This is a genomic window from Thermosynechococcus sp. M3746_W2019_013, assembly GCF_015296045.1.
Taxonomy (GTDB): Bacteria; Cyanobacteriota; Cyanobacteriia; order Thermosynechococcales; family Thermosynechococcaceae; genus Thermosynechococcus.
Window position 1 is genome coordinate 1 of sequence record NZ_DVDW01000026.1, and the last position, 21,968, is coordinate 21,968.

A 21,968-nucleotide genomic window follows, 5' to 3' on the forward strand; every position below is an offset into this window, starting at 1 on the left:
GGGCGGTAGGTCAATTTTATTGATGGCGATCGTTCCTTCAATAGTTGAGTTATTGAGCGCTCCCACGGCACTGCGCAGTCCCTCTTGGGTCGGCTGGCCATTGCTACACTGGCTTGCAGGGACAATACAGTTCCTAGGATTGGTGCAGATCACATTGCCATTAACCGTGCCAAAGACATCGTTGTTGCCGAGGTTAATCTTTTCTGCCAAGAGTCCAGGGAAGTTGGAAGGGACGGCGCGATCTGTAATCACCATCTTTTGCCAGATGAAGGCATTGGCGGGTGAGTCATTGGGCAAGCGGCCTTCGATCAACAGGTGTCCTGTTTTCGTTGGCGCATCGTAGAGATAGGAGAGAAGGCGGTAATTGCCCTGCACAGGGGTGCCAATTGTGCCGCTGAGGAGAATCGTATTCAGATTGTCAAGGGTAAAGCAGGGGGGAGCATCGGAACCAAGGCTTTCCTTTGTCCATTCATTGACAGAGGGAACAGCTAGACCGCTGGTATTGGGCTGACCAATTTTCGTAGCATCTGTTGAACGATCAATGAGGTAGGGTCTGGGGGGGTTAAAGTTGGTGTTGGTGGCGGGGTTGTAGGTACGGCGCAGCAGAACCTGATAGTTGCCATTGAGTAAGCCAAGGGTACGGGCCATACCCCCTTCGGCTACGGCAAAGGCCTGTTGGGTTTGTTTTTGGAGGCTGGCAGTGGTGACATCTAGCTGCGATCGCGAGAGGAGCGTCAGGGCAACCACGATCATGATCAGCCCCATCCCCAAGACTAAAGGCAGTGTAAACCCCCGCTGCCGCTGCCAATGCCCTAGGGGCGGATAGCGACGTTTTAGTGAGCGTACCCATTTCTTGATCATTGGCTTGTCTCCTGCCCTTTTCCCTATCAATAATTAGGCTGAATAATATCTTAACTGCCAGAATTTAGTTGCTGCTGATGGTGAATTGACTATGCCCTCAATCTTTTGGGTTTTGTACAGAGTTGATATAATTTAATCGCAGATTTGGCAAAATTGGCAAAAGTAATGTGCTCTTGGTTACATCTATTTTCCATTCCTTATTGCACTTTCCCCCAGAAAGCCACATTTCAAGAGTCTCCCAGTAGGAAGTGGCGAATCTCGCGCTGAGGGGCAAGCCCAAGCCCTATTCAGTTCATTCATCCTTGGCTGCAGTGTAAACAAAATTAACAAAATTAAATCTATCTTCCATATAAGGAGTAATCGCTTGAGGGGACGCTGGTACTCACGGTTTAGGGCTTGCTTCAATTTGCAGCAGGCACACAGCTCACTCTGTACCGAGGCACTGGCGGCGCTAACCACATTTCTAACGATGGCCTACATTTTGCCCGTCAATGCGCAAATTCTTTCCAATGCAATTTTTCTTGAGCAACCACAGGATTTGCAGGTGGAGTTGCTGATTGCAACGGCAATATCTGCGGCAGTGGGCAGTATCCTCATGGGGATTTGGGCGAATTATCCGATTGCCTTAGCTCCTGGCATGGGCATCAATGCCTTTTTTGCTTTTGCAGTGGTGGGGCAGATGGGGTTGCCTTGGCCAGTGGCGTTGAGTGCTGTACTCCTCGAGGGCATTGTGTTTGTGCTACTGACCCTCACGGGGGTGCGATCGCTGATTGTGAGTATGATTCCTCTGTCTCTGAAGGTGGCGATCGCTGCCGGGGTGGGGCTATTTATCGCCTACATTGGCCTTGGCAATGCTGGAATTATCATCGCTGATGCGGCTACGAAAACAAAACTCACCACTTTTCACACATGGCCACCCATCCTCGCTGCCCTTGGGATTCTTTTGACGGCCTTTCTCTGTGCCAAGGAGGTGCGGGGGGCAATTTTTTGGGGGGTGATGATCACTGCCTTAGCTGCATGGCTAGTGGGGGCTGCCCCTTGGCCAACGGGTTTCCTCCAATGGCCACAATGGCCCTCCCATCTCTTTGGTCAAGCCTTGGTGGGCTTTCGACAATTGCAACCGCAGCAGGTGGGGTCTTTTCTCTTAGTGACGCTGGTTCTGCTTTTTACCGATATATTCGACACCGTAGGCACCCTTTCAGCGGTGGGGGTACAGGCAGGGTTTCTCAATCCGCAAGGGCATTTTCCCCGCGCCTTGGGAGCCTTTATGGCGGATGCAGTAGGAACAATTGTTGGCGCCCTCTTTGGCACCTCCACCGTGGTCACCTATATTGAATCGGCAGCGGGCATTGCTGTGGGTGGACGGACAGGGCTGACGGCACTGATGGTGGGGGGGTTGTTCTTGCTCTCACTACTGTTTTTGCCGATTACGACGGCTATTCCCAGTTTTGCCACGGCACCGGCGTTGGTACTGGTGGGTGTTTTTATGGCGCGATCGCTCTCAGAGATTCCTTGGTCTGATCTGACGGAGGCGATCCCCGCTTTTTTGGTGGTGTTAGTGATGCCCTTGAGCTACTCCATCAGTGAGGGGCTAGGGGTGGGATTTATTAGCTATCCAATCGTCAAATTAGCTGCAGGGAAAGGCAGAGAAGTGCACCCCGCCCTCTGGGGATTGGCGGTTATCTTTGTTGCCCACTACTTTTGGCGTTAGACAGGATCTGAGATAGGATGCTTCTGAACTGATTGGAAATACATTACCCTATGGATCTCAAATCCCTGATTCGCGATGTTCCAGACTTCCCTAAGCCCGGCATTCTGTTTCGGGATTTAACAACACTACTGCAAAATCAGGCGGGGCTGCGCTACGTCATTGATCAACTGGTGGAAAAACACGCCAATGCTGGCATTGACTATGTGGCTGGCATTGAGTCCCGCGGCTTTATTTTCGGCGCCCCTTTGGCCTACCACCTGGGAGCAGGCTTCATCCCTCTGCGCAAACCCGGTAAGCTCTGTGCTCCTGTCTATGCGGTGGAGTATGAACTTGAATACGGGCGCGATCGCTTGGAAATGCACCAGGATGCTATCGAACCGGGGCGGCGAGTGCTAATTGTCGATGACTTGATTGCCACAGGGGGCACAGCGGCAGCGGCGGCGGGCCTGATTCAGAAAGCGCAAGGCGAACTCCATGGCTTTGCCTTTATTGTGGAGCTGACGGACTTAGAGGGACGGCAAAAGCTTCCCGACGTGCCAATTACCACCCTTGTGACTTACTAAGTGTGACTTAGTTAGTTAAGTGTGACTTAGGAAGTGTGATTTGTTAAGCGTGATTTAGGCCGTTACCATGTCACGCGATCGCGCAGGCGTTCCAGGAGCTTCGGCCCAACACCGGGGACGGCATCTAGATCCGCCAAGGAATTAAAAGGCTTTTGCTCGCGGGCACGGATAATTTCGGCCGCTAGTTTTGGTCCGACGCCCGGTAGGGTCTCCAGTTCAGCCGCAGTAGCTGTGTTCAAATTGACCCGTGAGGTAGGCGTGCGGGCACGATTTGCGGAAGAGGGGGCGGGTCGGGTGGCAATATTACCGCCACAGGCGGTCAACTGTTGCTGGAGGCGATCGCGAGTGTGTTGCGGTAGACCCAGACGACTATTGCTATAGAGCCGCTCAAACTCCCGTTCATAGTGAGCTGCTACCGTGGGATGCTCAATCACCAGCAAAAATTCATCGTTACCGCGATTGGCTGCTTCTGACCAGTTGTGGGAACCCACAATCACGGTGCGATCGTCAATAACGCCATACTTATGGTGCAGCTTATCCCCCTCCGGTAGTAGGGGAGTGCCCACCGTTTGAATGGGGTTTTGCCAGGGGCGGTTACCGGTTTCGTAGTAACAGTTACCTTGACGGGCTTGGGCCGTATTCGCCATCGCCACTCCCATCATATCGAGGGCTTCGCTAAAGTCACGGTAGATAAATCCGGCATCAATGAGGGCACGAATTTTTACCCCTTGGTCATGGCGTTCCTCTAAAACGTTGGACAGTTCCTGATCCGAGAAGACAAAGAGCGCCATATCAATTCTTTGGCGACTGCGACTCAGGATTTGACCAATGAGGCCGTTTGTAGAGGCCGCCCAGGGTTGCGATCGCGGGGTCGGCGAAAAGCGCACCATGACTATGGCATCGCCCACAGGCACCCGTTGGGGGGGACGCACCGGCTTTTTGACCCCAAAGCGACTGTTGGGCTGACCACCGGGGCCATCGCCCCACATGATGTTAAATTCCTCGGTAAATAGGCGTGCCACGGCGGGGCTATCAATCACTAAAAGGGAGTTGGCATTGCCACGGGTATCCGGTCGTGCCAAGTCACCGTGGACATCACTGAGGGTAAAGTTCGCCGTAGTTGCAATCACTTGACGATTGTCTATCACAATAAACTTGTGGTGCATGAGCATGCTGCCCTTGGAGCCATCGGCAGTGTCATCAATCCAAGGAATCTTCGCCTCGTTGAGAATGGTCTGCACGTCGCGATCGCTCAATTCCGCTGCACTGAGTTGGCCATCGCCGTTGGTATCCACAAGCGCCTTCCAGTCGTTATAGCGCTCCCGCATCCTCGGATCCATGGCACTGACTTGAGCAGCACTGTATTTTGCCCAAGGGGCAGTGTAGGTATTCTCCATTACCACCCGTACCCGTACGCCTGCCCGCTGCCGTGCTGCTAGCGCCTTTGCCAGATTCGGGAGGCGAAACTCCTGCACCGCCACATCAATGGTCTTTTGTGCCTTAGCAATCTGCTCAATCATGATTGCCTCAAGGTCTTCCCCTTCACGGGTATAGGGGCGATAGGGTTCTTGGTAACTGTGGGCTTGGGAGTGATTCATGTGTACCGCAATTTGCGGATGTTGAGGCAGCGGGCTTAGGGAAGGGCGGATAATGGGGTGCGATCGCAATTGGGTGAACACCACTGCAGCAATTAACAGCCCCAGGAGAAACAACAGCAGATACACACCCTGTCGCCGCCATTTCAGCTTTTGCCAAAACATGCTAACTTCCCCAATGCCTGTCCCAATTCTAGGGCCATGTTTTTCGCCTCAAGGTGTTCTGCGCTGCATCGGTTGCCAAAGGCGCTTGGCTAGGATAGAGGCAATGCTTTTGCTGAGCTGCCATGATCACGGTGCTGGTGTTAAATGCTGGCTCTAGTAGCCTCAAAGCCTGTTTGTATCGGCTAGCCCCTGAAATAGGGGCAACGGCTGCTACACCCCCCACTCCCCTTTGGCAAGGCCTCCTCGATTGGGGACAAAACCCGACGGTGGCGCATCTCAAGGTAACCACTGCCGACCAGTGCTACGAAGCCAACTTAACTCACCCAGAGGGGGGAATTACAGGCCTACGGGACTGGCTCAAAAGCCTCCTAGACACCCTCACCAGTGGCCAGACAAAGCTCTTGGAAAGCCTTGCAGAAATTACGATCATCGGTCATCGCGTTGTCCATGGCGGTAGCCGTTACCAAGCACCGGTGCGAGTGAATGCACAGGTGAAAGCAGTGATTACCGAATTTAGTGAATATGCGCCGCTCCACAATCCAGCCAACCTGCTGGGGATAGAATTAATGGCCGACATTTGTCCCCAAACGCCCCAAGTGGCCGTGTTTGATACTGCTTTCCATGCTCAACTGCCAGCAGTGGCACGCACCTACGCCATTCCCTATGAACTAACAACTGCTGGTATTCAACGCTATGGCTTCCACGGCATTAGCCATCAATACGTCAGTGAGCGGGCTGCGACCCTGTTGCAGCGTCCCCTAGCAGAGTTGTGCCTGATTAGCTGCCACCTCGGGAATGGTTGTTCTCTGACTGCGGTCAAGGGAGGAATCTCCGTGGAAACCACGATGGGTTTTACCCCTACAGCGGGAGTGATGATGGGGACGCGCTGTGGCGACATTGATCCGGGGATTTTGCTCTATCTACTGCGGCGGGGTCGGACGGTTGAAGAACTGGAGCGGCTGGTGAATCGGCAATCGGGACTGTTGGGCGTCTCTGGAGTGAGTAATGATTTGCGGCAGATTTTGGCAGCCATTGATCAGGGAAATACCCAAGCCCAGTTGGCCTATGACTGCTTTATCTATTCCCTACAGCGGGGCATTGCCAGTCTGTTGCCAGCTCTTGGGAGCCTCGATGCATTGGTATTCACGGCAGGAATTGGTGAAAACGCCGCAGGTGTGCGCCGCGATGTCTGCCGAGGGCTAGCTTGGCTGGGAATTGAGTTAGATGGCACAGCTAACGAAAAGGGTAAAGGGGATCGTAACATTGCGCTGCCTACTGCTCCTGTACAAGTGCTCGTGGTTCAGACCCAAGAAGATTGGGCGATCGCCCGTGCCTGTGGACAACTTTTATAGCTCCCCATCACCAGCTCACGTTTTTTATGAGCATTTTTATCTTTCCTAGTACGCAATAGGGGCCTTGCACATTGCCACAGGTTTGCCCTTCAGTTTTGCATACTTTTGCATAAAGACACTTTGCAAACCATACCAACCCATTGAAAAGAACCGATGCCCATTGGTTATGATTGCCTTAGCAATAGCGGCATTTGCATAACCCCCTCGGGTGCAACGCTGCTCTGTTGTGAAACCCTTATCCTTGACTCTTGACGTCGTTTCGTTCATGGACACTTGACCGTTACTGGTGGGTGATATTGTGCTGGGAAACCTATTTGCAAAACCAAAGCAAGGCTTGGGGATTGAACTCACCCCAGAGCGGGTCAATATCGTGCAGATTCAGCGGCAAAAGCAGGGTCTGAAAATGACGGCCATGGCCTCAGTACCCTTGGCTGAAGGCGCTATTGAAGAAGGCCGCATTATTGACACCACCGCCGTCGCCGATGCCATCCGTCAAGGGATTGAAGATAAACGCATCAAACAAAAAGAGGTGATCAGTGCCATTCCCATGAATGAAGCCGTGATTCGCCTGATTCGCCTGCCTGCTGAATTACCGGACTACGAATTGCGGGAAGTGGTTCTCATGCAGGAAGCCCCCCTCTACCTCCCCTTTCCCCGCGAAGAAGCGGATGTTGACTATCAAAAGCTGGGAACCACCCTTGATGAAGATGGCATTGAGCGAGTAGAAATCCTGTTGGTGGGTACACCCCGCGAGGTGACCGATGCCTACATCAATGCCTTTACCCAAGCCGGTTTGCAACTGACTGCATTGGAAGTTACCAATTTTGCCCTCATGCGTACGCTGCGGGATTCGCTACAACAATTTGTGGGGGAAGCAGCAGCCATTATTGATATTGGCGATGAAGGCACAGAAATTAGCATCGTCAAGGATGGGATTCCCCAGTTTAACCGCAAAGTGCCCATTGGTAAAGAACGCATGCAAGAGGCCATCAGCCGCGCCATGAATTTACCTCCCTCCATGGGCGTTGACCTCATTGAGAATCTTACGGTTCCCCTAGAGCCAATGGATTTAACCGGAGCCCTCAACCCCAGTGGCGCAGCTATTTTGCGCGTTCTCTCGGATCTGGCGGACGAAATCCGCCGCTCCATAGACTTCTATCTCAATCAAGGGGAGAGTCTAGAGGTGTCACAGTTGCTGCTGGCAGGTCCGGGTGCCAGTATCGGTCAAGTGGATGAGTTTTTTAGTCAGCGGCTCAACTATGCCACCACTTTAGTTGACCCCATTAGTTTGCTAGGGCTGCAAACTCCTGAAGAGATTCCCCTCGAAAAACGCCCTGCCCTCGGCACGGTGATTGGTCTTGGTCTGCGTGGCGCTTAGGAGCATGTATGTACTCAATTGAGATTAACCTCCTCAAAGAACGTCCTGAAGTGGGAGGGATGGCTGCTGCGACAACCACAGCAGCAGGAATGAGTAACGTACCGATTATTATTGGTAGTATTGCCGCCCTCTTCTTTGTGGGTCTCGCTCTCCTGGGCTCAGTGGGTGCCAACCTCTGGCTGCAACAACTGGCGAATAAGCAAAAAACAATTCAAGATCGCCTTGCTGCAATTTCGCCGGATTTGCAACGTATGGATCAAATTAAAAAAGAGCAAGATCAAATTGCCGCTGAAACCAAAGCCCTTGCCAGCGTCTTTAATCAGGTCAAACCTTGGTCTGCGGCGATGCGCAGTATGGCAACTCAAACGCCAGCAGGGGTACAAATTCGCAAAATTACCCAAGGGGGAGAAGCATTGCAGGAGTTAACCATCGAGGGAACAGCGGTGTCCTTTGACGCCGTGAGTGAGTTTCTATTGCTCCTGCAAAATCGCTCTCCCTTCTTTGATGGCAAGGCCACCCAGTTAATCAAGGCTGAGCGCTCAACCGGTGGCAACGCAGAGGAGAAAATCACCACTGTTTCCTTTAGTGTTAAGACCGCGATCGCTAGCGTGCCGGCATCGGAACTCCTTGAGCAACTTGCCGCCAATGGCCTTCAAGGACTAGTGGCGCGCATTCAATTTCTCAAAGAAAAAGGAGTGGTACAGCAATGACTCTAACTGGCGATTTTGGCGGCCCCCCACTTGAGGAACCAGCACCCAATTATCCGACAGTCTTTGGCATCACCTTGACACCCCTAGTGAGTGGGGTATTGATTGCCCTTGTTGGTTTGGGAGCCGCCGTCTATCTGGGCAGTCTTCTCATTGCCCCCAAGCTCGAGGAAGCCGCCAAGCTACAGCAAGAAATTACCCAACAGGAAAATGACCTCTCCCAGCGGGAAGTGCTCCTGAAGCAACTCAATGATGTGATCGCGGGGTTAGAGCGCGCCAAGCAGGAAAATCGGGATGTGCGATCGCTCTTTGCTACCCAAGCAGCCCTTGACACCCTCTTACTGGACATTAACCGGCTGATTGTTACAAGCGGCGCTCAACTCATCACCTTTGAACCTGATAGTGCAGGTTCAGGAATCGTCCAAGATGGCTCCCTGGGTCCAGAATTAAATGGCAAGCTAAAACGACAAGTTACCAACATTACAGTTCAAGGGCCATTTCCCAGTATTTTGCAGATTATGCAAAAAATTGATCAGCAGCAAAACTTCCTCGTTATTAACAACCTGACGATGGAAGCGATAGCCGACAAGCCTGGTGACGTCACTACCACATTTAAGCTCATAGCCTATGTGCCCCTAACCCCTGAGGAAATCGCTGCTTTAGCACCCCCCCCTCAGGAGGAAAAACCCCAAGGAGGTGAGCAGCAAGGACAACCGCAGCAACCACAACAGCAATAGCGCATGGCAATTAAAGAAGCAGCGTAGATTATTTTAGGACTGAGTAGCATTCTCTTTTCGTAGGTTTGGTGGCATTTGTGAGGAGTCAAGCATCGTGAGTCAGTTTTTACATCGTCTCGGTTTAGGGGTGGCCACAACGGCCCTCATTGCTGCAGGTCAAACACCCACTTGGGCCGCAGCCACAGAAATTACCGCCATTCGCCTTGTGACTGCTGCTAACGGTATCCAGCTCCTTTTTAACGTGCAAGGGAATCTACGGCCAGCGGTTTTCACTGTCAATCGTGGCAATACCTCCATTGCCGACATTGCCAATAGCCAACTGCGCCTACCCCAAGGGGGGGCCTTCCGCCAAGAGAACCCCGCTCCCGGTATCTCCTCCGTCGAGGTCGTGCAACTCGATGCCAAAACCATCCGCGTCACCGTGAATGGCATTAGTGCTGCCCCCATTGGTGAGGTCATCCGCGAAGGACGCGCTGGCCTGCAAATTAACTTCATTACAGCTCAAGGCCCTGCTGGTCCCCAAGTTGCTCCCAGTGGCCAACCCACGGCTATGCCCCCCGGCCCCAGTGCCGTTCCTCCTTTTCTGCCGCGCCCAGTACCGCCACCCGTTGGCGATATGCTCATTAGTCCTCTGAACGCAGAACCGGATGTTATTGAACTGGGCACAAATCAGCGGATTCCCCGCTTACTCCTGCGGGAAGCGCCCGTGCGGGAAGTGCTTTCTCTGTTGGCACGGGCAGTCAATCTGAACGTGGTTTTTCCCGAAGGGGGCACGACTGGCGGGCCAACCATCTCCCTCGACATTGAAAACGAATCTGTCCAAGATGTGTTCAACTACGTGCTGCGGGTCACCAACCTCAAAGCCAATCGTCAAGGCCGCACCATCTTTATTGGTCAAGCTTTGCCTCCCGATGCCCAAAACCGTATTGTTCGCACCATTCGTTTGAATCAAATGCGAGTCTTCGGTGCGGGTTCAACCACACGGGAAATTAGCTCCGTTGCGCAAACGGGAGGTACTATTGGCACTGCCGGCGGCGCTGGTGCCCAAGCCTCAACAACCGCTCAAACAGCCCTCAACCGTGAAACTCGAACTCGTGAGGGTGACTTACAGTTGGGTGCTGTGCAGTTGTTGGAAATGTATGGTGCCAACTTGCCTGATACAGGACAAGCGCCAGCAACGGGCTGTGAGCAGCTTCAGGTCCCATCTGCAGCCGGCGGCGCCATCAGTCAAATTTGCCGTAGTACACTCCTAAAGGGTTTGGAGGTCGTTGGGGATCCTCGTACGAACACAATTACCCTCATTGGCACACCACGTAAGGTGGAAATTGCCACCCAGCTCATTCAGCAGTTTGACATCCGCAAGCGACAGGTCATGGTAAATGTCAAGTTTATTGACGTTAATCTACTGCGCGGCCAGAGAGCAAATGCAGACTTAATCACTAACTTTGGTAGCGGTCTTTGGGGAGCTATCTTCAGCGCTGATGGACTCAGCGTTATCCGTGGTACCACCCCCAATGTGGGTGGTTTGACCCCTACACCTTTACCTCCCGTTCCCAACACACCAGTGGGTAATTTGCTCAGTGACTTTTTTGCCCAAATTCAATTGGCTATCGACACAGGGAATGCGACAATCCTCACTAATCCAACCCTTGTGATTCAAGAGGGCAGTGCTGCCCAGGTCAATTTGACCCAAGAGATTTTCTCAGGGATTGAATCCACTGTTGAAGCTCAGGGGACAGGGTCAGGGGCAGCCCTTCAGTCTCAGACAATTCGACCCATCATTCGACCTGCAGGGGTGATTTTCAATGTCACAGTGGATCAAATTGACGACAATGGCTTCGTTACGTTGCAACTCTCTCCTGAGGTGAGTGCTCCGAGTGGCACCTATTCGGTCGTCTTTCCGGGGGTAGCAAACCCGTCCACAGGAACGCTGCTGTCACAACGGCGGATGGAGTCAGGGCGGATCCGCCTGCGGGATGGCCAGACATTGATGTTGGCGGGGATCATCCAAGATCAGGATCGCTCAACAGTTACGAAAATTCCCATCCTAGGCGATATTCCCCTCCTGGGGCGACTCTTCCGCCGGGAAACCAACGCACGTCAACGTAATGAACTGGTGGTGATGGTAACGCCAAAGATTATTAATGATACCCAGGATGCTGAATTTGGCTACCAGTACTCGCCAACGCCAGGTAGCATGCCGCCCAATCTCCAAAATCGAATTTTACAACCGCCCCAATAACGTTTTTAGTGTGGAGTGTTAGTGTGGAGTGTGGCTTGTTGCCCCCTCTTGCTACCTTCAGAGGGGGTTCTTTTTCTCAATTGGCAACCAGTTTTTGCCAGCCTAATCCCGCCAGGGCTTGGTTGCGCCGTAGGGGACGAGTCACCAATTCCAAGATGTCGCGGGCATTGCCAAAGCCGTGGATCTGAGCAAACGTGAATTCCACAGACCACTTGGTACTGATGCCACGGGCCTCAAGGGGGTTGGCGTGGGCCATACCCGTAATCACCAGATCGGGCTGAAGCGCCTTAATCCGCTGCAGCTGGTTGTAGTTATCCGGTTTTTCAACAATGGTGGGTAGGGGATGTCCCATTTCGGCACAGGTCTTTGTCAAGAGTTCTAACTCGGCCGCTTGGTAGCGCTTATCCATGTAGGGAATGCCGATTTCATGCACCCGCATACCACAACGAATCAAAAACCGCGCTAGGGAGATCTCTAGGAGATTGTCCCCCATAAAAAAGACCGATTTGCCTCGCACTAATTCAAGGTAGTCACTGAGTTTTTCCCAAGTTTCGGTTTCGCGCTCCGCTAGGCCTTGGGGCTGAATGCCAAAGGTAGCACAAATCTGTTCGATCCAGGCGCGAGTACCATCAGGACCAATGGGAAAAGGCGCCGTAATGAGTTGAGATTTACGGCGGCGAATCAGGGTGGTGGCGGTACGACTGAGAAAGGGATTCACGCCAGCGACATAGTAGCCTTCATCAATGACTGGCAATTCGGTATAGCGTTTGGCAGGAAGCCATCCTGAAACTTTAATGCCCTGTTTTTTCAATTCCAAGGTGAGTTGGGTCACCACGGGATCTGGCAGGGAGCCAAAGAGAACAAGGGGTGGGTGGTCGTGGTATTGGCTTGATTCGGTTTGGACTTCTTCTTTTTTTTTGCCAAAGTTGAGAAGCCGTTGAATAGGGTTACGCTCCTCTGGATCACTAACCGCTGTGGGCGTGGGGCAACGAGCGGCCATTGCTGCTAGTACTGTATCTTCCCCTTGGGTAAAGGCGTAGTCGAGACCATTGGCACGAGCAACAACAATGGGAATGCCAATTTCGGCTTCGAGTTTGGGAGCCAGTCCCTCCAAGTCCATTTTGATAATTTCTGTGGTGCAGGTGCCGATCCAAACAATCACGCTGGGGTTGCGATCGCGCTTAATTTGGAGGCAGAGGCGCCTTAACTCTTCATAATCATTGAGTTGTGCTGAAATGTCCCCCTCTTCTAGCTCCGCCATGGCATAGCGGGGTTCTGCAAAAATCATCACCCCCATGGCATTCTGCAAAAAGTAGCCACAGGTCTTAGTACCAATGACCAAGAAGAAACTATCTTCAATCTTTTGGTAGAGCCACGCCACACAGCTGATGGGGCAAAAGGTATGGTAATTACCTGTTTCACACTCAAAGTTGAGGGCGTTGGGAGCAGTGGCAGTCATAGGGAGAGCCTCCAAATTTAGAAACTATTGAAACTAGGTTTGATGACTTCGAGCAGCCTCCTCACTGTGTTCTTCAGCCCGATTACTCACAAAGGGCTGAGGGGGAAGTAAGCGAGGTTCTGGGGGCAGTTGAGCAGGGTTATCCCGATTGGCTAGCTCTTCGTCAGGGTTGAAGTTCAAGCCAAGGGCAGCAATAATGCGATCGGGATCGTTGGTGAGTTCGACAATGACGGGTAGAGCATCCACTAGGCGGGGCTCTAGGGTCGTGAGTACTGCCAGAATAAAACTCGAGGAGGGGCGCCGCTGACCGCGATAGGTACCCCAAATGGCCAGGCGGACAATCCAATGGCGGTTTTCTTGGTAGTAGGCTAGCCACTTACTGCGTGCGCTTTGCCGTAGTTGTTCAGGGTTCATACTCACTCCAGCGAGGGGGTTCCGTGGAGTATTCTAGGGGAGTTTTAGACAGCAGCGAGTGAAGGCTCTGATCCCTGAGGATTCAAGTAGAAGTCAGATAGCAGGGCAAAGAGGTCGCGATCGGGGGCATCCTTAGGCACGACACCCTCAGGCCGCGCCAAAATTTGATCGGCAATGTTCAAGTAGTAGTCACAAACATAGTTGAGACTCGGATCACCTTCAGCCATCTCAAAGAGGGTTTTGCCCTTAACCCGTGACACGCGAATATCCTCAATCAGCGGCAGCACCTCAAGGATGGGCATGGGAACTGCTGCCACATACTTTTCAATGAGATCCCGCTTACTGGTGCGATTACCAATGAGACCCGCAAGGCGCAGAGGGTGCGTGCGAGCTTTTTCGCGGACGGAGGCGGCAATGCGATTGGCCGCAAAGAGGGCATCAAAGCCGTTATCGGTGACAATCAGGCAATAATCAGCATAGTTGAGGGGGGCAGCAAAGCCGCCACAGACCACATCCCCAAGAACGTCAAAGAGAATGACATCGTATTCATCAAAGGCATTGAGTTCCTTGAGGAGCTTGACGGTTTCACCGACAACATAGCCCCCACACCCTGCGCCGGCTGGAGGGCCCCCCGCTTCAACACAATCCACACCGCCATAACCTTTGTAGATTACATCCTCTGGCCAGACATCTTCGTAGTGATAGTTCTTGGCTTGGAGGGTGTCAATGATGGTGGGAATCAGAAAGCCCGTGAGGGTAAATGTGCTGTCGTGCTTGGGGTCACAGCCAATTTGCAGGACTTTTTTGCCCCGCCGCGCCAGCGCCACCGAGATGTTGCAACTGGTGGTGGATTTGCCAATTCCGCCTTTACCGTACACTGCCAGTTTCACGTTGAGCTTGCCTCCTAGGTAATGGAGCGACACGATGACCTAACTGCTATTGTCCGCCAGCGATCGCCAGAAGCCGCAGCGGTCAAGAAAATTATTTTTTTGTAATAAAATTCCAGCTTCCTTGAGGATCAGTAAAAAATTTCTCAAGCTCTCTAAGTCTCTCAGACAAGCAGTCATTCTTTAAGAAACTAGTTTTCGTGTTTTTGCTGTTAATTTTGTTTTTAAGTTAAACAAAAATACAAAAGTTCCCCCTCCCCAAGTCATCCCCTGACCAACTGAACCCAACGCTAACGTTTGTCTGCCTCGCGATCGCGCCAAAGGAAATCTGCAACAAGAAACTGTTCTCCTGGGGGGCGATCGCCCGCATCGTTGTAAAGAATAATTAAAAATCTCAAAAGTAAATTATTTGTTACATTTAAGGGGTTGCATCCCTTTAATCGCCACTTTCTCTCGTTTTTCCTAGGAACTCGCTAGAATTTGAGGGAAGGCGATCGCGCTGCAGTTTTTTTTCTCTGCCATCCATCTAAACGAGCAAGATAAGCTCCTTGGGAAGGTACGGCATCGTTACGAAAAAGCTGTAGGGTAGCCTTCAGCCCGCTGTTGATACTGCCCGTAAGAATGGCCAATGAACAAAGATCAATTTGCCATGAGTGATAACCCCTACGAAAAGCTGCAAGTGCCGGAAGACGCTTCTTTCGAGCAGATTAAAGAAGCACGGGATGCGCTATTAGCGGCTCATCCGGGGGATGAACGGCAGCGCACCGAAATTGAAGCAGCCTACGATGCAATTTTGATGGATCGGCTGCGGCAACGCCAAGAGGGCAAAATCAAAGTGCCTGAGCGCATTCGCTATGCTGAGCAACTCAATGAACCGGCGCCAGCGAAGCTAAATCGCATTGCCAATCATCCCGCCCTTCAGTGGTGGCAGCAACAGTTGGACACCCCCAACCTGCGGGGTATCGCCATTACCTCAACCGTCTATGCTGTTCTGATGGCAATCGGGCTGGCTCAGGCCAATCCCGACACCTTGGCATTGGTGCTGTCGCTGGGGGTTGGCTTTAACTTAGTGTGGCTGCAACGCAAGGAAAAGCGCCTTGGCCGCGCCTTTTTAATCACCCTCCTTGCCCTGATCTTGGGGGCGGTGATCGCCGTGGGCATCTATCAGCTTGGGCTGCCGGGGGTCTTCCTTAGCGTGGATCAACTGGTGGGTATTGGCGTTTTTGTCACCTTTTGGTTCACCAGCAACTTCCTGCGCTAAGCACGAATTTGAATTGGCATCACCAAGTATTTCATCTGGGCTGACCCAAGGGGGAGGAGAATCGCGGGCTGGGTTTCGCCATTCAGCTGAAGTTGCACATCGGAACTATTCATCACCTTCAGTCCTTCAAGGAGGTATTTGACGTTGAAGGCCACCTCCATTGACTCCCCAGAAATTTGAGCCGGCACCTTCTCCTCACCACTTCCCAATTGCGGAGCCTCAGCGGAGAGTTTGAGTTCTTGAGCCTCAGTATCAATGTTGATTTTGACAACATTATTCCTTTGAGCCGCAAGAATCGCCACCCGTTCTAGGGCATCTGCCAACGCCGATCGCTCAACCGTGACTTGGCGAGCAAAGGTTTTCGGAATCAGTTGGCGGTAGTTGGGGTACTGGCCCTCCAGCAGACGGCTGGTGATGCGAGCATCATTGCCAATGTCAAACACCACCTGGGCGGGGTCACAGCGGAGTGCCACATCCCCATCTTGTTTCGCCATCAGCCGCTCTAGATCTTTGAGGGATTTTGCTGGAATGGTAATCGGCGAGAGAGCGTCAGGAACAGGCTGTTCAGTTACGGTAACGGCAAGGCGGTGGCCATCGGTAGCCGCAAACTCAAGGCAATCGACCTCAAAGGTCACGTGCAAGCCGGTGAGAATTTGCTTGGTTTCATCAGTGCTGGCCGCAAACAAGCTCCCCTGAAGTCCTCGCCGCAATGCCTCTGCGGTTAAAGTAACGGGCGTCACATCCTCTAACGTGGGCAATGCAGGAAATTCCTCAGCACTCATCCCCTGAATCTCAAAGAAACCACTGCCATAGTCAAGGATCACTCGCGTATCTTCCGCCGTAATCTCAATATCGCGATTGGGCATCCGCGACACCATCTCACTAAAGAGCTTGGCGGAAACGGTAATCGCCCCCGGCACCTTCACCTCTGCATCGAGCCAGATTTGCATCCCCAGACTGAGATCAAAAACGGAGAGTCCGAGGCGGCCACCCTCAGCTTGCAGAAGAATATTTGCCAAAATCGGGTGCGACGGATTGCTAGGAGCAACACGACTCAGGGGGGCCAGTTTACTATTGAGAATCGATTGTGAACAAACAACTTTCATGGTGTACTCCACGGCCGAGGCAGATGGAATGAAGCGCAAAAACGCTGCTTGTCATTGGCCGATTTACTAGCATACTATGGCAACCGATTACTGGTATCGCTTGGGCAAAAACCGCCGCACTTTACTTAGAAAAAACTCCAGCTCTGGCAGATTCAGGGGCGAGATAGCCGCTGCAAAAACGATCAGGCCGACGCCGGTTGCGATCGCCAGCTGCAACAGTTGTACCCCCAAACCTTCGCGCCCCCAGAGCAATTCCAGTCCTTTGAGGGTACCCCAACCTGCCCCCCCAGCGAGAACACTGGCTAGAGCAATTCCCAGCAAAGGCACAATCAACTCCCCCCAAGGTAGTCCCTCCAAACGGCGGTGCAAAATCCAAGTCAGGGCAATAAACGATACCGTATTCACCCCCACTGTCGCCATTGCAAGGCCGACGGCGCCAAAGGCTTGGGTAAAGAAAAAGCAAAACAGGGCATTGACACCCAGCCCCCAGAGAGTGATCTGCAGGGGGGTGCGACCATCCTCAAGGGCGTAAAAGACCCGCACAATCACATCGCGGGCAAGGTAGAAAAACATGCCAATGGCATAGACCAGCAGGAGCGCCGCCACCAATTGGGAGGCCTGAAAATCAAAGGCCCGCCGCTCATAGACCACCCGCACTGCCGGCAATGCCAAAGCCGCCATCATGCCACCGAGGGGCATCATACTCAAGGCAGTGAGTACCAAGCTCTGGCGAATGCGTTCCTTAAGATGCGGCCAGTGTTCTGGCTGTGCCAACTTTGAAAAAATGGGCATATAGGGCACAAGGATCACATTGGAGAGAATCCCCAAGGGCGTCAGAAATAGGAGTTGGGAGTAACTCAAGGCCGACGCAGCACCCACAGGCAACTGGGAAGCAAAGAAGAGACTGATATAAACGCTGATCAAAAGCATTCCTGAAGACAGAGTGGCAGGCCCCATGAGTTGAATTAACTCCCGCACCTCAGGACGATTGAGATCAAAACGTAATCGCAATGTGCCCATGCCAGCTTTCCATTGGGCAGGAATTTGTACAAGCCATTGCAGCACCCCCCCCGCTAGGGTTCCCCAAGCGAGCACTGCGGGGCCAAATTCGTCGGCAAAGAACCAAATCCCAATGATTACCGCCAAGCTAGACAGCAGGGGACTAATGGAAGGCAACCAGTACTGATCGGCAGCATTGAGGGTGCCAAAGCCAATCCCAATCAAACCCGAGAGTACGGCCAAGGGGGCCATAATCCGAAACTGCTCTGCGGCTAAGGCTTGAATCTCTGGACTTGCGCCGGGGGCAATGAGTTGAATTAAGGGATCCGCCAGCACCATCAAAATGACGGTTAGCACCAGCAATAGGGCGCCCACAACGGTGGTAATGGTTTCCACGAGGGGCGCGGCTTTTTCGGGGGGTTGCTTGAGAACCACACTGATGATCGAACTGTGGAAAGGGCCATTGATCCCCCCCAAGAGCACAAAGAGAAACCCCGGAATCACATAGGCGTAACTGTAGGCATCCACTGCGGCGCCAACACCAAATTCGGCGGCGATCGCCTGCTGGCGAACCAGTCCCGCGACTTTACTCAACAGCGTAGCAACGGCAACAATGGTGGCAATGTGGGCAAGCGAACGGGATTTCTTTTCCACAGTGGTGGCAATCCTAATCAAATTGGCTGATTTGGGGATAACTCTGGCGATGATCGTACCAGCGATCTAGCTTTCTTTTATTTCCGTTGGCAGCAGAATCGTAAAGCCGGTCCCTTGACCGACTTCGCTAGTAACCTGAATCTGACCTCGATGGGCCTGAACAATAGACTGGGCGATCGCCAGCCCTAAACCCGTTCCCTCGGACTTTGTGCCCTGAAGGCGATAAAAGCGATCAAAAAGGCGGGGCAGTTCACTGGCAGGAATCCCCGGTCCATTATCGGCAATTACCACACGGTAAAATTTACCCTGTTGATCCAATGTCACTTGAATCTGACCACCCGCAGGGGTATATTGCACGGCATTACTGAGGATATTGGTTAACAAGCGACTGAGATGATCGGGGTTGCCCCAAAGGCGATAGGCTGTCGCTTCTGAGGTTTGGGGATCTGCCAGCTCCAACTCCAGTTGCAGGTGCTTTTGTTCAATCAGGGGCATCTGCTCCTCAATCACCCCCAAAAGAATCGCATCGAGGTGGCAGGGTTGGGCCTGCAGGGGAATCATGCCGCTATCTTGGCGAGCCAGAAACAGCAAATCATCCACCAAACGGCTGAGGCGACGACTAAGGCGTTCAATGACCAGAAGTTGTTGCCGTTGGGCTTCAGGATCCGCAGTGGCTAAGGCAACTTGGACATTGGTTTGAATCAGGGCCACGGGGTTACGCAGTTCATGGGAGGCATCGGCGGTAAATTGCTTCAAATAGGCATAGGATTGCTGCAAGGGGGCAATGGCTAGCCGTGACAGAAACCAGCCACTAATACTCACCAGTGTCAGCGTGATGGTAATACCGACTAAGAGATCCCAGAGGAGGGCTTGACTAGGTTGCGTCACCTCGAACCAAGGATGGCTAACCCGCAAATAGCCCAGTAGGCGATCGCCCACGACTAAGGGCACCGTCATCTGCCGTAGCCAGCGATCCTCGCCCACCTGTACCGTTTGCGCCGTCCGACTCAGATGCAAAGGCAGATCAAGGGGTTCTGAAAACGTGCTCCAAGCCAACTCCTGATTTGGGGTAAACCCCTCAAGGTCAATGTGATCTTCCTCCAGTGCCGCAATGGGACTACTGCCTAAACTGGTTTGCCAATCAATTGCTTCTGCTGTGCCTGTGTCAATCATTAGGGAGCGGCTCACCACCTCCACAACGTGGCTAAGGGTGTCATCAATCCGCTCGATCAGCGTTCCCCGCACATAAAAAAAGAACCCCGTCGCAAAAATGAGGAGCAGGAGTGCCGTTACTCCTACGTACCACAGGGCTAGACGGTATTGAATCGCACGAACCATCGTCATCAGGGCAATGCTAAGGGAGACCAATCACCACTGGACACAAACGCTGCCCAATAGTAGGGAGATTCCTCCTTGAGTCGCTGAAGCTGGACTTGCCGCAGGGCTTCTGTTCGCCCCATGCCTCGGTGCAGGTTTTGGTAAAAGGCTATCATCATATCGCGGGTTACTCGATCATCCACTTTCCACAGGGTACTCACCTGCGATCGCGCCCCAGCCAATGTAAACGCTCGCCGCAACCCATAGACCCCCTCCCCATTCACCACCTCCCCTCGCCCCGTATCACAGGCGGATAACACGACTAACTCTGTGCCACTGAGATTCATGCTGGTTACTTCCAAGGCAGTCAGGAAGCCATCATCACCCTCTGAGCCACTCTGGCGTGCGTTAGATGCCGCCAAAACCAACCCCGATCGCAGGAGGGGGTTTTCAAGGATGCCTTTGTTCCCCGAAGAAGCTAGAAAGAAGCCGTGAGTAGCCAAGTGGAGAATTTTAGGGGAATTTGCAGCTTTAACCGCTGTTTCGGTGGCCGCAGCTTGGAGTAACACTTGGGCTTGGGGAAGGAGCGCCCTCAGGGCTTGCGCTTCCTCCGCTGTCCCCGGTAGGGGAGTAAAAGTCAAACTCCGCCAATCAAGGGAGTGCATCGTTGATGAAGAGGCATTTCCAAAGGAGCGATCAAAACTTGGGTCAGCAATAATCAAAGGGGTATTAGCAGTTACAGATCGGGATTGGAAGCGCAGAAGTTCGCGCCCAGAGGTCAGCAATGTAATCAAATAGGATTCCACCAGATAGCGCCCTTGGGCATCCACAAGCGCCTGAAAGGGAATAGTATTCAACTCCCCATCCGGCGCAATGAGCAAATGAGTTGCATTGCCAAGCCAGGGACGAATGGGAGTAATCACCTGCTCAGCAAGAGCTTGAGCCGCCTGTTGAACTTCAACCTTGGGTAAACGCGGGTCAGCCAAACGGAAACGGCTCTGGCGTACTTGGGCATCAATTTCAGCAGCAGTGCCCAGATCTTTTCCGAGGGGTTGACCTCTAGGACGCAATACATAGACGCCATAGCGCGGCTCACCAAAGTTCTGTGTGCGCAAGTCGTAGGGTCGATAGCGAATAAACTCGAGCAAAGCGGCATTGGCCGGAATCAACCGTTGAACCGCAGCGATGGTTACGGGTTGAGTGAGCTCGCGAAAGCTAGCACTGCGCAGACTCAGTTCGGCTTCCAGTTGACTGGCTTGGGTTTCAAGCTGCTGCAGTTGGGAGAAAGCTGCTGGCGCTGCCGAAGCAAAGACGAGTTTGGCAATGGCTGTGCGCAGTTTGGTCAGCTGCTCAAGCTTCGCTTGATCTGGAGCCGCTAGTTGCCGTTGCAGGCGTGCTTGGTTTTGACTGAAAAAATCGAGTAACCGCCCCTTGCGGCGCAGAATGGTTGTCAGAGCAAGGGCAGTGGCCTCAGGGTGCCGGGGCAGATGCTGGAGATGGAGTGTGAGAATGGCATTGGTACTGTCTTGAAATGTTGCCAAATAATTGCGCTTGTAATCCTCGGAACCCACGATCAGATTTTCACTGAGGTTCTTTTCCTCAACCTCCTGTACGTTTTGCAGCAGGGCAAGGGTTTGGGTAAGATTGCCCTGTTGCCAATAGACAGCAGCAAGGTTACTCAGGGCAAGGGCAGTATTGGGATGGTTGTGCCCTAGGCGGGATTCGGCGATCGCTAGTGTGCGTTGATAGAGGGGGAGTGCTGCTGCATAGTTGCGCTGATCAAAATAGAGCGTGGCTAAATTATTCAAGCTAGCCGCAATATCGGGGTGACCTGGGGGCAACGTTTGTTGGCGAATCTGCAGGGCCCGTTGGTACAAGGGCAAGGCGGCGGCGTAATTCTTTTGCTGTCGATACAGGCCTGCAAGGTTGTTCAGCGTTGTTGCCACATAGGGACTTTTCTCCCCAAGGGTTGACTCCAAGATCCTGAGGGCGCGTTGATATAAGGGCAGAGCGGCTGCAGTCTTTTTTTGCTCAGTGTAGAGGAGAGCCATGTTATTGAGGATGATCGCCACCTCAGGATGATTTAATCCTCGGGTCTTTTCGGCGATCGCCAATGCCCGCTGAAACACTGGCAACGCAGCATCATGGTTCCCTTGGGCACGGTAGAGATTGGCCAAGTTATTTAGTGTTGCAGCCACCTCCAGTTGATCTGACCCCCCCGCCCGCTCATAGATAGCCAATGCCCGCTGATAGAGGGGGAGTGCTGCTGCATAATTTCCTTGGTCAACATGGAGCTTTGCCAACTGGTTGAGACTCGCTGCCAAAAAGGTATGGTTGGGGCCTAGGGTGTTTTCCACGAGGGTCACAAAGCGCTCTGCTAGGGAGATAGCAGCCTGCATATTGCCTTGTTCCCGCAGTTGATCAATTTGAGTGGCAAGTTCCTCAAATTGCTGGGGGGATGGCTGGGCTAGAGTTGGAACCCACAGCCCCAAAATCAGACTACTGCCAAGGGCGATCGCACCCGAGACAAGGCATCCTCTGGTGTTCATTTTTTTCCTTG

General features: G+C 52.8%; 16 protein-coding genes and 1 pseudogene. 8 read left to right on the forward strand and 9 right to left on the reverse strand.

Going from position 1 to position 21,968, the window contains the following annotated elements; translation table 11 throughout:
* Positions 1 to 861 (reverse strand): annotated as a pseudogene (locus tag IGQ16_RS04885) (hypothetical protein); the annotation flags it as partial.
* Between the two features lie 406 nt (positions 862 to 1,267).
* Between IGQ16_RS04885 and IGQ16_RS04890 the strand changes: the two are divergent.
* Complete coding sequence (locus tag IGQ16_RS04890) at positions 1,268 to 2,572, forward strand: NCS2 family permease (RefSeq protein ID WP_225871747.1); 1,305 nt, start codon at positions 1,268 to 1,270, stop codon at positions 2,570 to 2,572.
* Positions 2,573 to 2,622: 50 nt separating this feature from the next.
* Complete coding sequence (locus tag IGQ16_RS04895) at positions 2,623 to 3,135, forward strand: adenine phosphoribosyltransferase (RefSeq protein WP_024125433.1); 513 nt, start codon at positions 2,623 to 2,625, stop codon at positions 3,133 to 3,135.
* Between the two features lie 62 nt (positions 3,136 to 3,197).
* Here IGQ16_RS04895 and IGQ16_RS04900 read toward each other — a convergent pair whose 3' ends face one another.
* On the reverse strand, positions 3,198 to 4,895 hold the full coding sequence (locus IGQ16_RS04900) for a DUF655 domain-containing protein (RefSeq protein WP_297040989.1): 1,698 nt from the start codon (positions 4,893 to 4,895) through the stop codon (positions 3,198 to 3,200).
* A gap of 122 nt (positions 4,896 to 5,017) precedes the next feature.
* Between IGQ16_RS04900 and IGQ16_RS04905 the strand changes: the two genes are divergently transcribed.
* From IGQ16_RS04905 to IGQ16_RS04925, 5 genes are all read left to right on the forward strand, one after another.
* Positions 5,018 to 6,247 (forward strand): acetate/propionate family kinase, encoded by a 1,230-nt coding sequence (locus IGQ16_RS04905; protein ID WP_024125431.1) that lies wholly within the window; start codon positions 5,018 to 5,020, stop codon positions 6,245 to 6,247.
* Between the two features lie 298 nt (positions 6,248 to 6,545).
* Entirely contained in the window at positions 6,546 to 7,625 is a 1,080-nt protein-coding gene (gene pilM, locus IGQ16_RS04910) for a type IV pilus biogenesis protein PilM (protein ID WP_041429787.1), read from the forward strand.
* 8 nt (positions 7,626 to 7,633) lie between these two features.
* Positions 7,634 to 8,335, forward strand: coding sequence for a PilN domain-containing protein (locus tag IGQ16_RS04915; RefSeq protein ID WP_024125429.1), 702 nt, complete (start codon positions 7,634 to 7,636; stop codon positions 8,333 to 8,335).
* The gene (locus IGQ16_RS04920; RefSeq protein WP_297060465.1) at positions 8,332 to 9,069 is read left to right on the forward strand and encodes a pilus assembly protein PilO; all 738 of its coding nucleotides are present in this window, start codon (positions 8,332 to 8,334) and stop codon (positions 9,067 to 9,069) included. The genes IGQ16_RS04915 and IGQ16_RS04920 overlap by 4 nt, the downstream gene beginning before the upstream one ends.
* 94 nt (positions 9,070 to 9,163) lie before the next feature.
* Positions 9,164 to 11,311 carry an AMIN domain-containing protein gene (locus tag IGQ16_RS04925; RefSeq protein WP_297060467.1) on the forward strand — a complete coding sequence of 716 codons (2,148 nt, stop codon included), beginning with the start codon at positions 9,164 to 9,166 and terminating at the stop codon, positions 11,309 to 11,311.
* A gap of 76 nt (positions 11,312 to 11,387) precedes the next feature.
* On the opposite strand, the gene IGQ16_RS04930 is transcribed toward IGQ16_RS04925, so the two are convergent.
* The 3 genes from IGQ16_RS04930 to bchL are packed head-to-tail and all read right to left on the reverse strand — an operon-like array spanning position 11,388 to position 14,074.
* The gene (locus IGQ16_RS04930) at positions 11,388 to 12,770 is read right to left on the reverse strand and encodes a ferredoxin:protochlorophyllide reductase (ATP-dependent) subunit N (protein WP_297040987.1); all 1,383 of its coding nucleotides are present in this window, start codon (positions 12,768 to 12,770) and stop codon (positions 11,388 to 11,390) included.
* A 33-nt stretch (positions 12,771 to 12,803) separates the two neighbouring features.
* Complete coding sequence (locus IGQ16_RS04935; protein ID WP_297060469.1) at positions 12,804 to 13,184, reverse strand: DUF5331 domain-containing protein; 381 nt, start codon at positions 13,182 to 13,184, stop codon at positions 12,804 to 12,806.
* A gap of 44 nt (positions 13,185 to 13,228) precedes the next feature.
* Positions 13,229 to 14,074 (reverse strand): ferredoxin:protochlorophyllide reductase (ATP-dependent) iron-sulfur ATP-binding protein, encoded by an 846-nt coding sequence (gene bchL / locus IGQ16_RS04940; RefSeq protein WP_024125425.1) that lies wholly within the window; start codon positions 14,072 to 14,074, stop codon positions 13,229 to 13,231.
* Positions 14,075 to 14,699: 625 nt separating this feature from the next.
* Here bchL and IGQ16_RS04945 point away from each other — a divergent pair.
* Positions 14,700 to 15,332, forward strand: coding sequence for a CPP1-like family protein (locus tag IGQ16_RS04945; RefSeq protein ID WP_024125424.1), 633 nt, complete (start codon positions 14,700 to 14,702; stop codon positions 15,330 to 15,332).
* Here the strand turns inward: IGQ16_RS04945 and dnaN are convergent.
* From dnaN to IGQ16_RS04965, 4 genes are all read right to left on the reverse strand, one after another.
* On the reverse strand, positions 15,329 to 16,438 hold the full coding sequence (gene dnaN, locus IGQ16_RS04950; RefSeq protein WP_297040986.1) for a DNA polymerase III subunit beta: 1,110 nt from the start codon (positions 16,436 to 16,438) through the stop codon (positions 15,329 to 15,331). The two genes, IGQ16_RS04945 and dnaN, sit on opposite strands and share 4 nt — an antisense overlap.
* An 87-nt stretch (positions 16,439 to 16,525) precedes the next feature.
* Positions 16,526 to 18,091: a murein biosynthesis integral membrane protein MurJ gene (gene murJ / locus IGQ16_RS04955; RefSeq protein WP_024125422.1), complete on the reverse strand. Its 1,566-nt coding sequence runs from the start codon at positions 18,089 to 18,091 to the stop codon at positions 16,526 to 16,528.
* A gap of 66 nt (positions 18,092 to 18,157) precedes the next feature.
* Positions 18,158 to 19,429 carry a sensor histidine kinase gene (locus tag IGQ16_RS04960; protein ID WP_367116114.1) on the reverse strand — a complete coding sequence of 424 codons (1,272 nt, stop codon included), beginning with the start codon at positions 19,427 to 19,429 and terminating at the stop codon, positions 18,158 to 18,160.
* Between the two features lie 5 nt (positions 19,430 to 19,434).
* Positions 19,435 to 21,957: a CHAT domain-containing tetratricopeptide repeat protein gene (locus IGQ16_RS04965; RefSeq protein WP_297060473.1), complete on the reverse strand. Its 2,523-nt coding sequence runs from the start codon at positions 21,955 to 21,957 to the stop codon at positions 19,435 to 19,437.
* Between the last annotated feature and the right edge of the window lie 11 nt (positions 21,958 to 21,968).

Bases quoted from the DNA above. Each gene is read 5' to 3' on its own strand.
- IGQ16_RS04895 (WP_024125433.1), top strand. From the start codon at position 2,623: ATGGATCTCAAATCCCTGATTCGCGATGTTCCAGACTTCCCTAAGCCC.
- IGQ16_RS04900 (WP_297040989.1), bottom strand. From the start codon at position 4,895: ATGTTTTGGCAAAAGCTGAAATGGCGGCGACAGGGTGTGTATCTGCTG.
- IGQ16_RS04905 (WP_024125431.1), top strand. From the start codon at position 5,018: ATGATCACGGTGCTGGTGTTAAATGCTGGCTCTAGTAGCCTCAAAGCC.
- IGQ16_RS04915 (WP_024125429.1), top strand. From the start codon at position 7,634: ATGTACTCAATTGAGATTAACCTCCTCAAAGAACGTCCTGAAGTGGGA.
- IGQ16_RS04920 (WP_297060465.1), top strand. From the start codon at position 8,332: ATGACTCTAACTGGCGATTTTGGCGGCCCCCCACTTGAGGAACCAGCA.
- IGQ16_RS04930 (WP_297040987.1), bottom strand. From the start codon at position 12,770: ATGACTGCCACTGCTCCCAACGCCCTCAACTTTGAGTGTGAAACAGGT.
- IGQ16_RS04935 (WP_297060469.1), bottom strand. From the start codon at position 13,184: ATGAACCCTGAACAACTACGGCAAAGCGCACGCAGTAAGTGGCTAGCC.
- IGQ16_RS04945 (WP_024125424.1), top strand. From the start codon at position 14,700: ATGAACAAAGATCAATTTGCCATGAGTGATAACCCCTACGAAAAGCTG.
- dnaN (WP_297040986.1), bottom strand. From the start codon at position 16,438: ATGAAAGTTGTTTGTTCACAATCGATTCTCAATAGTAAACTGGCCCCC.
- IGQ16_RS04960 (WP_367116114.1), bottom strand. From the start codon at position 19,429: ATGGTTCGTGCGATTCAATACCGTCTAGCCCTGTGGTACGTAGGAGTA.
- IGQ16_RS04965 (WP_297060473.1), bottom strand. From the start codon at position 21,957: ATGAACACCAGAGGATGCCTTGTCTCGGGTGCGATCGCCCTTGGCAGT.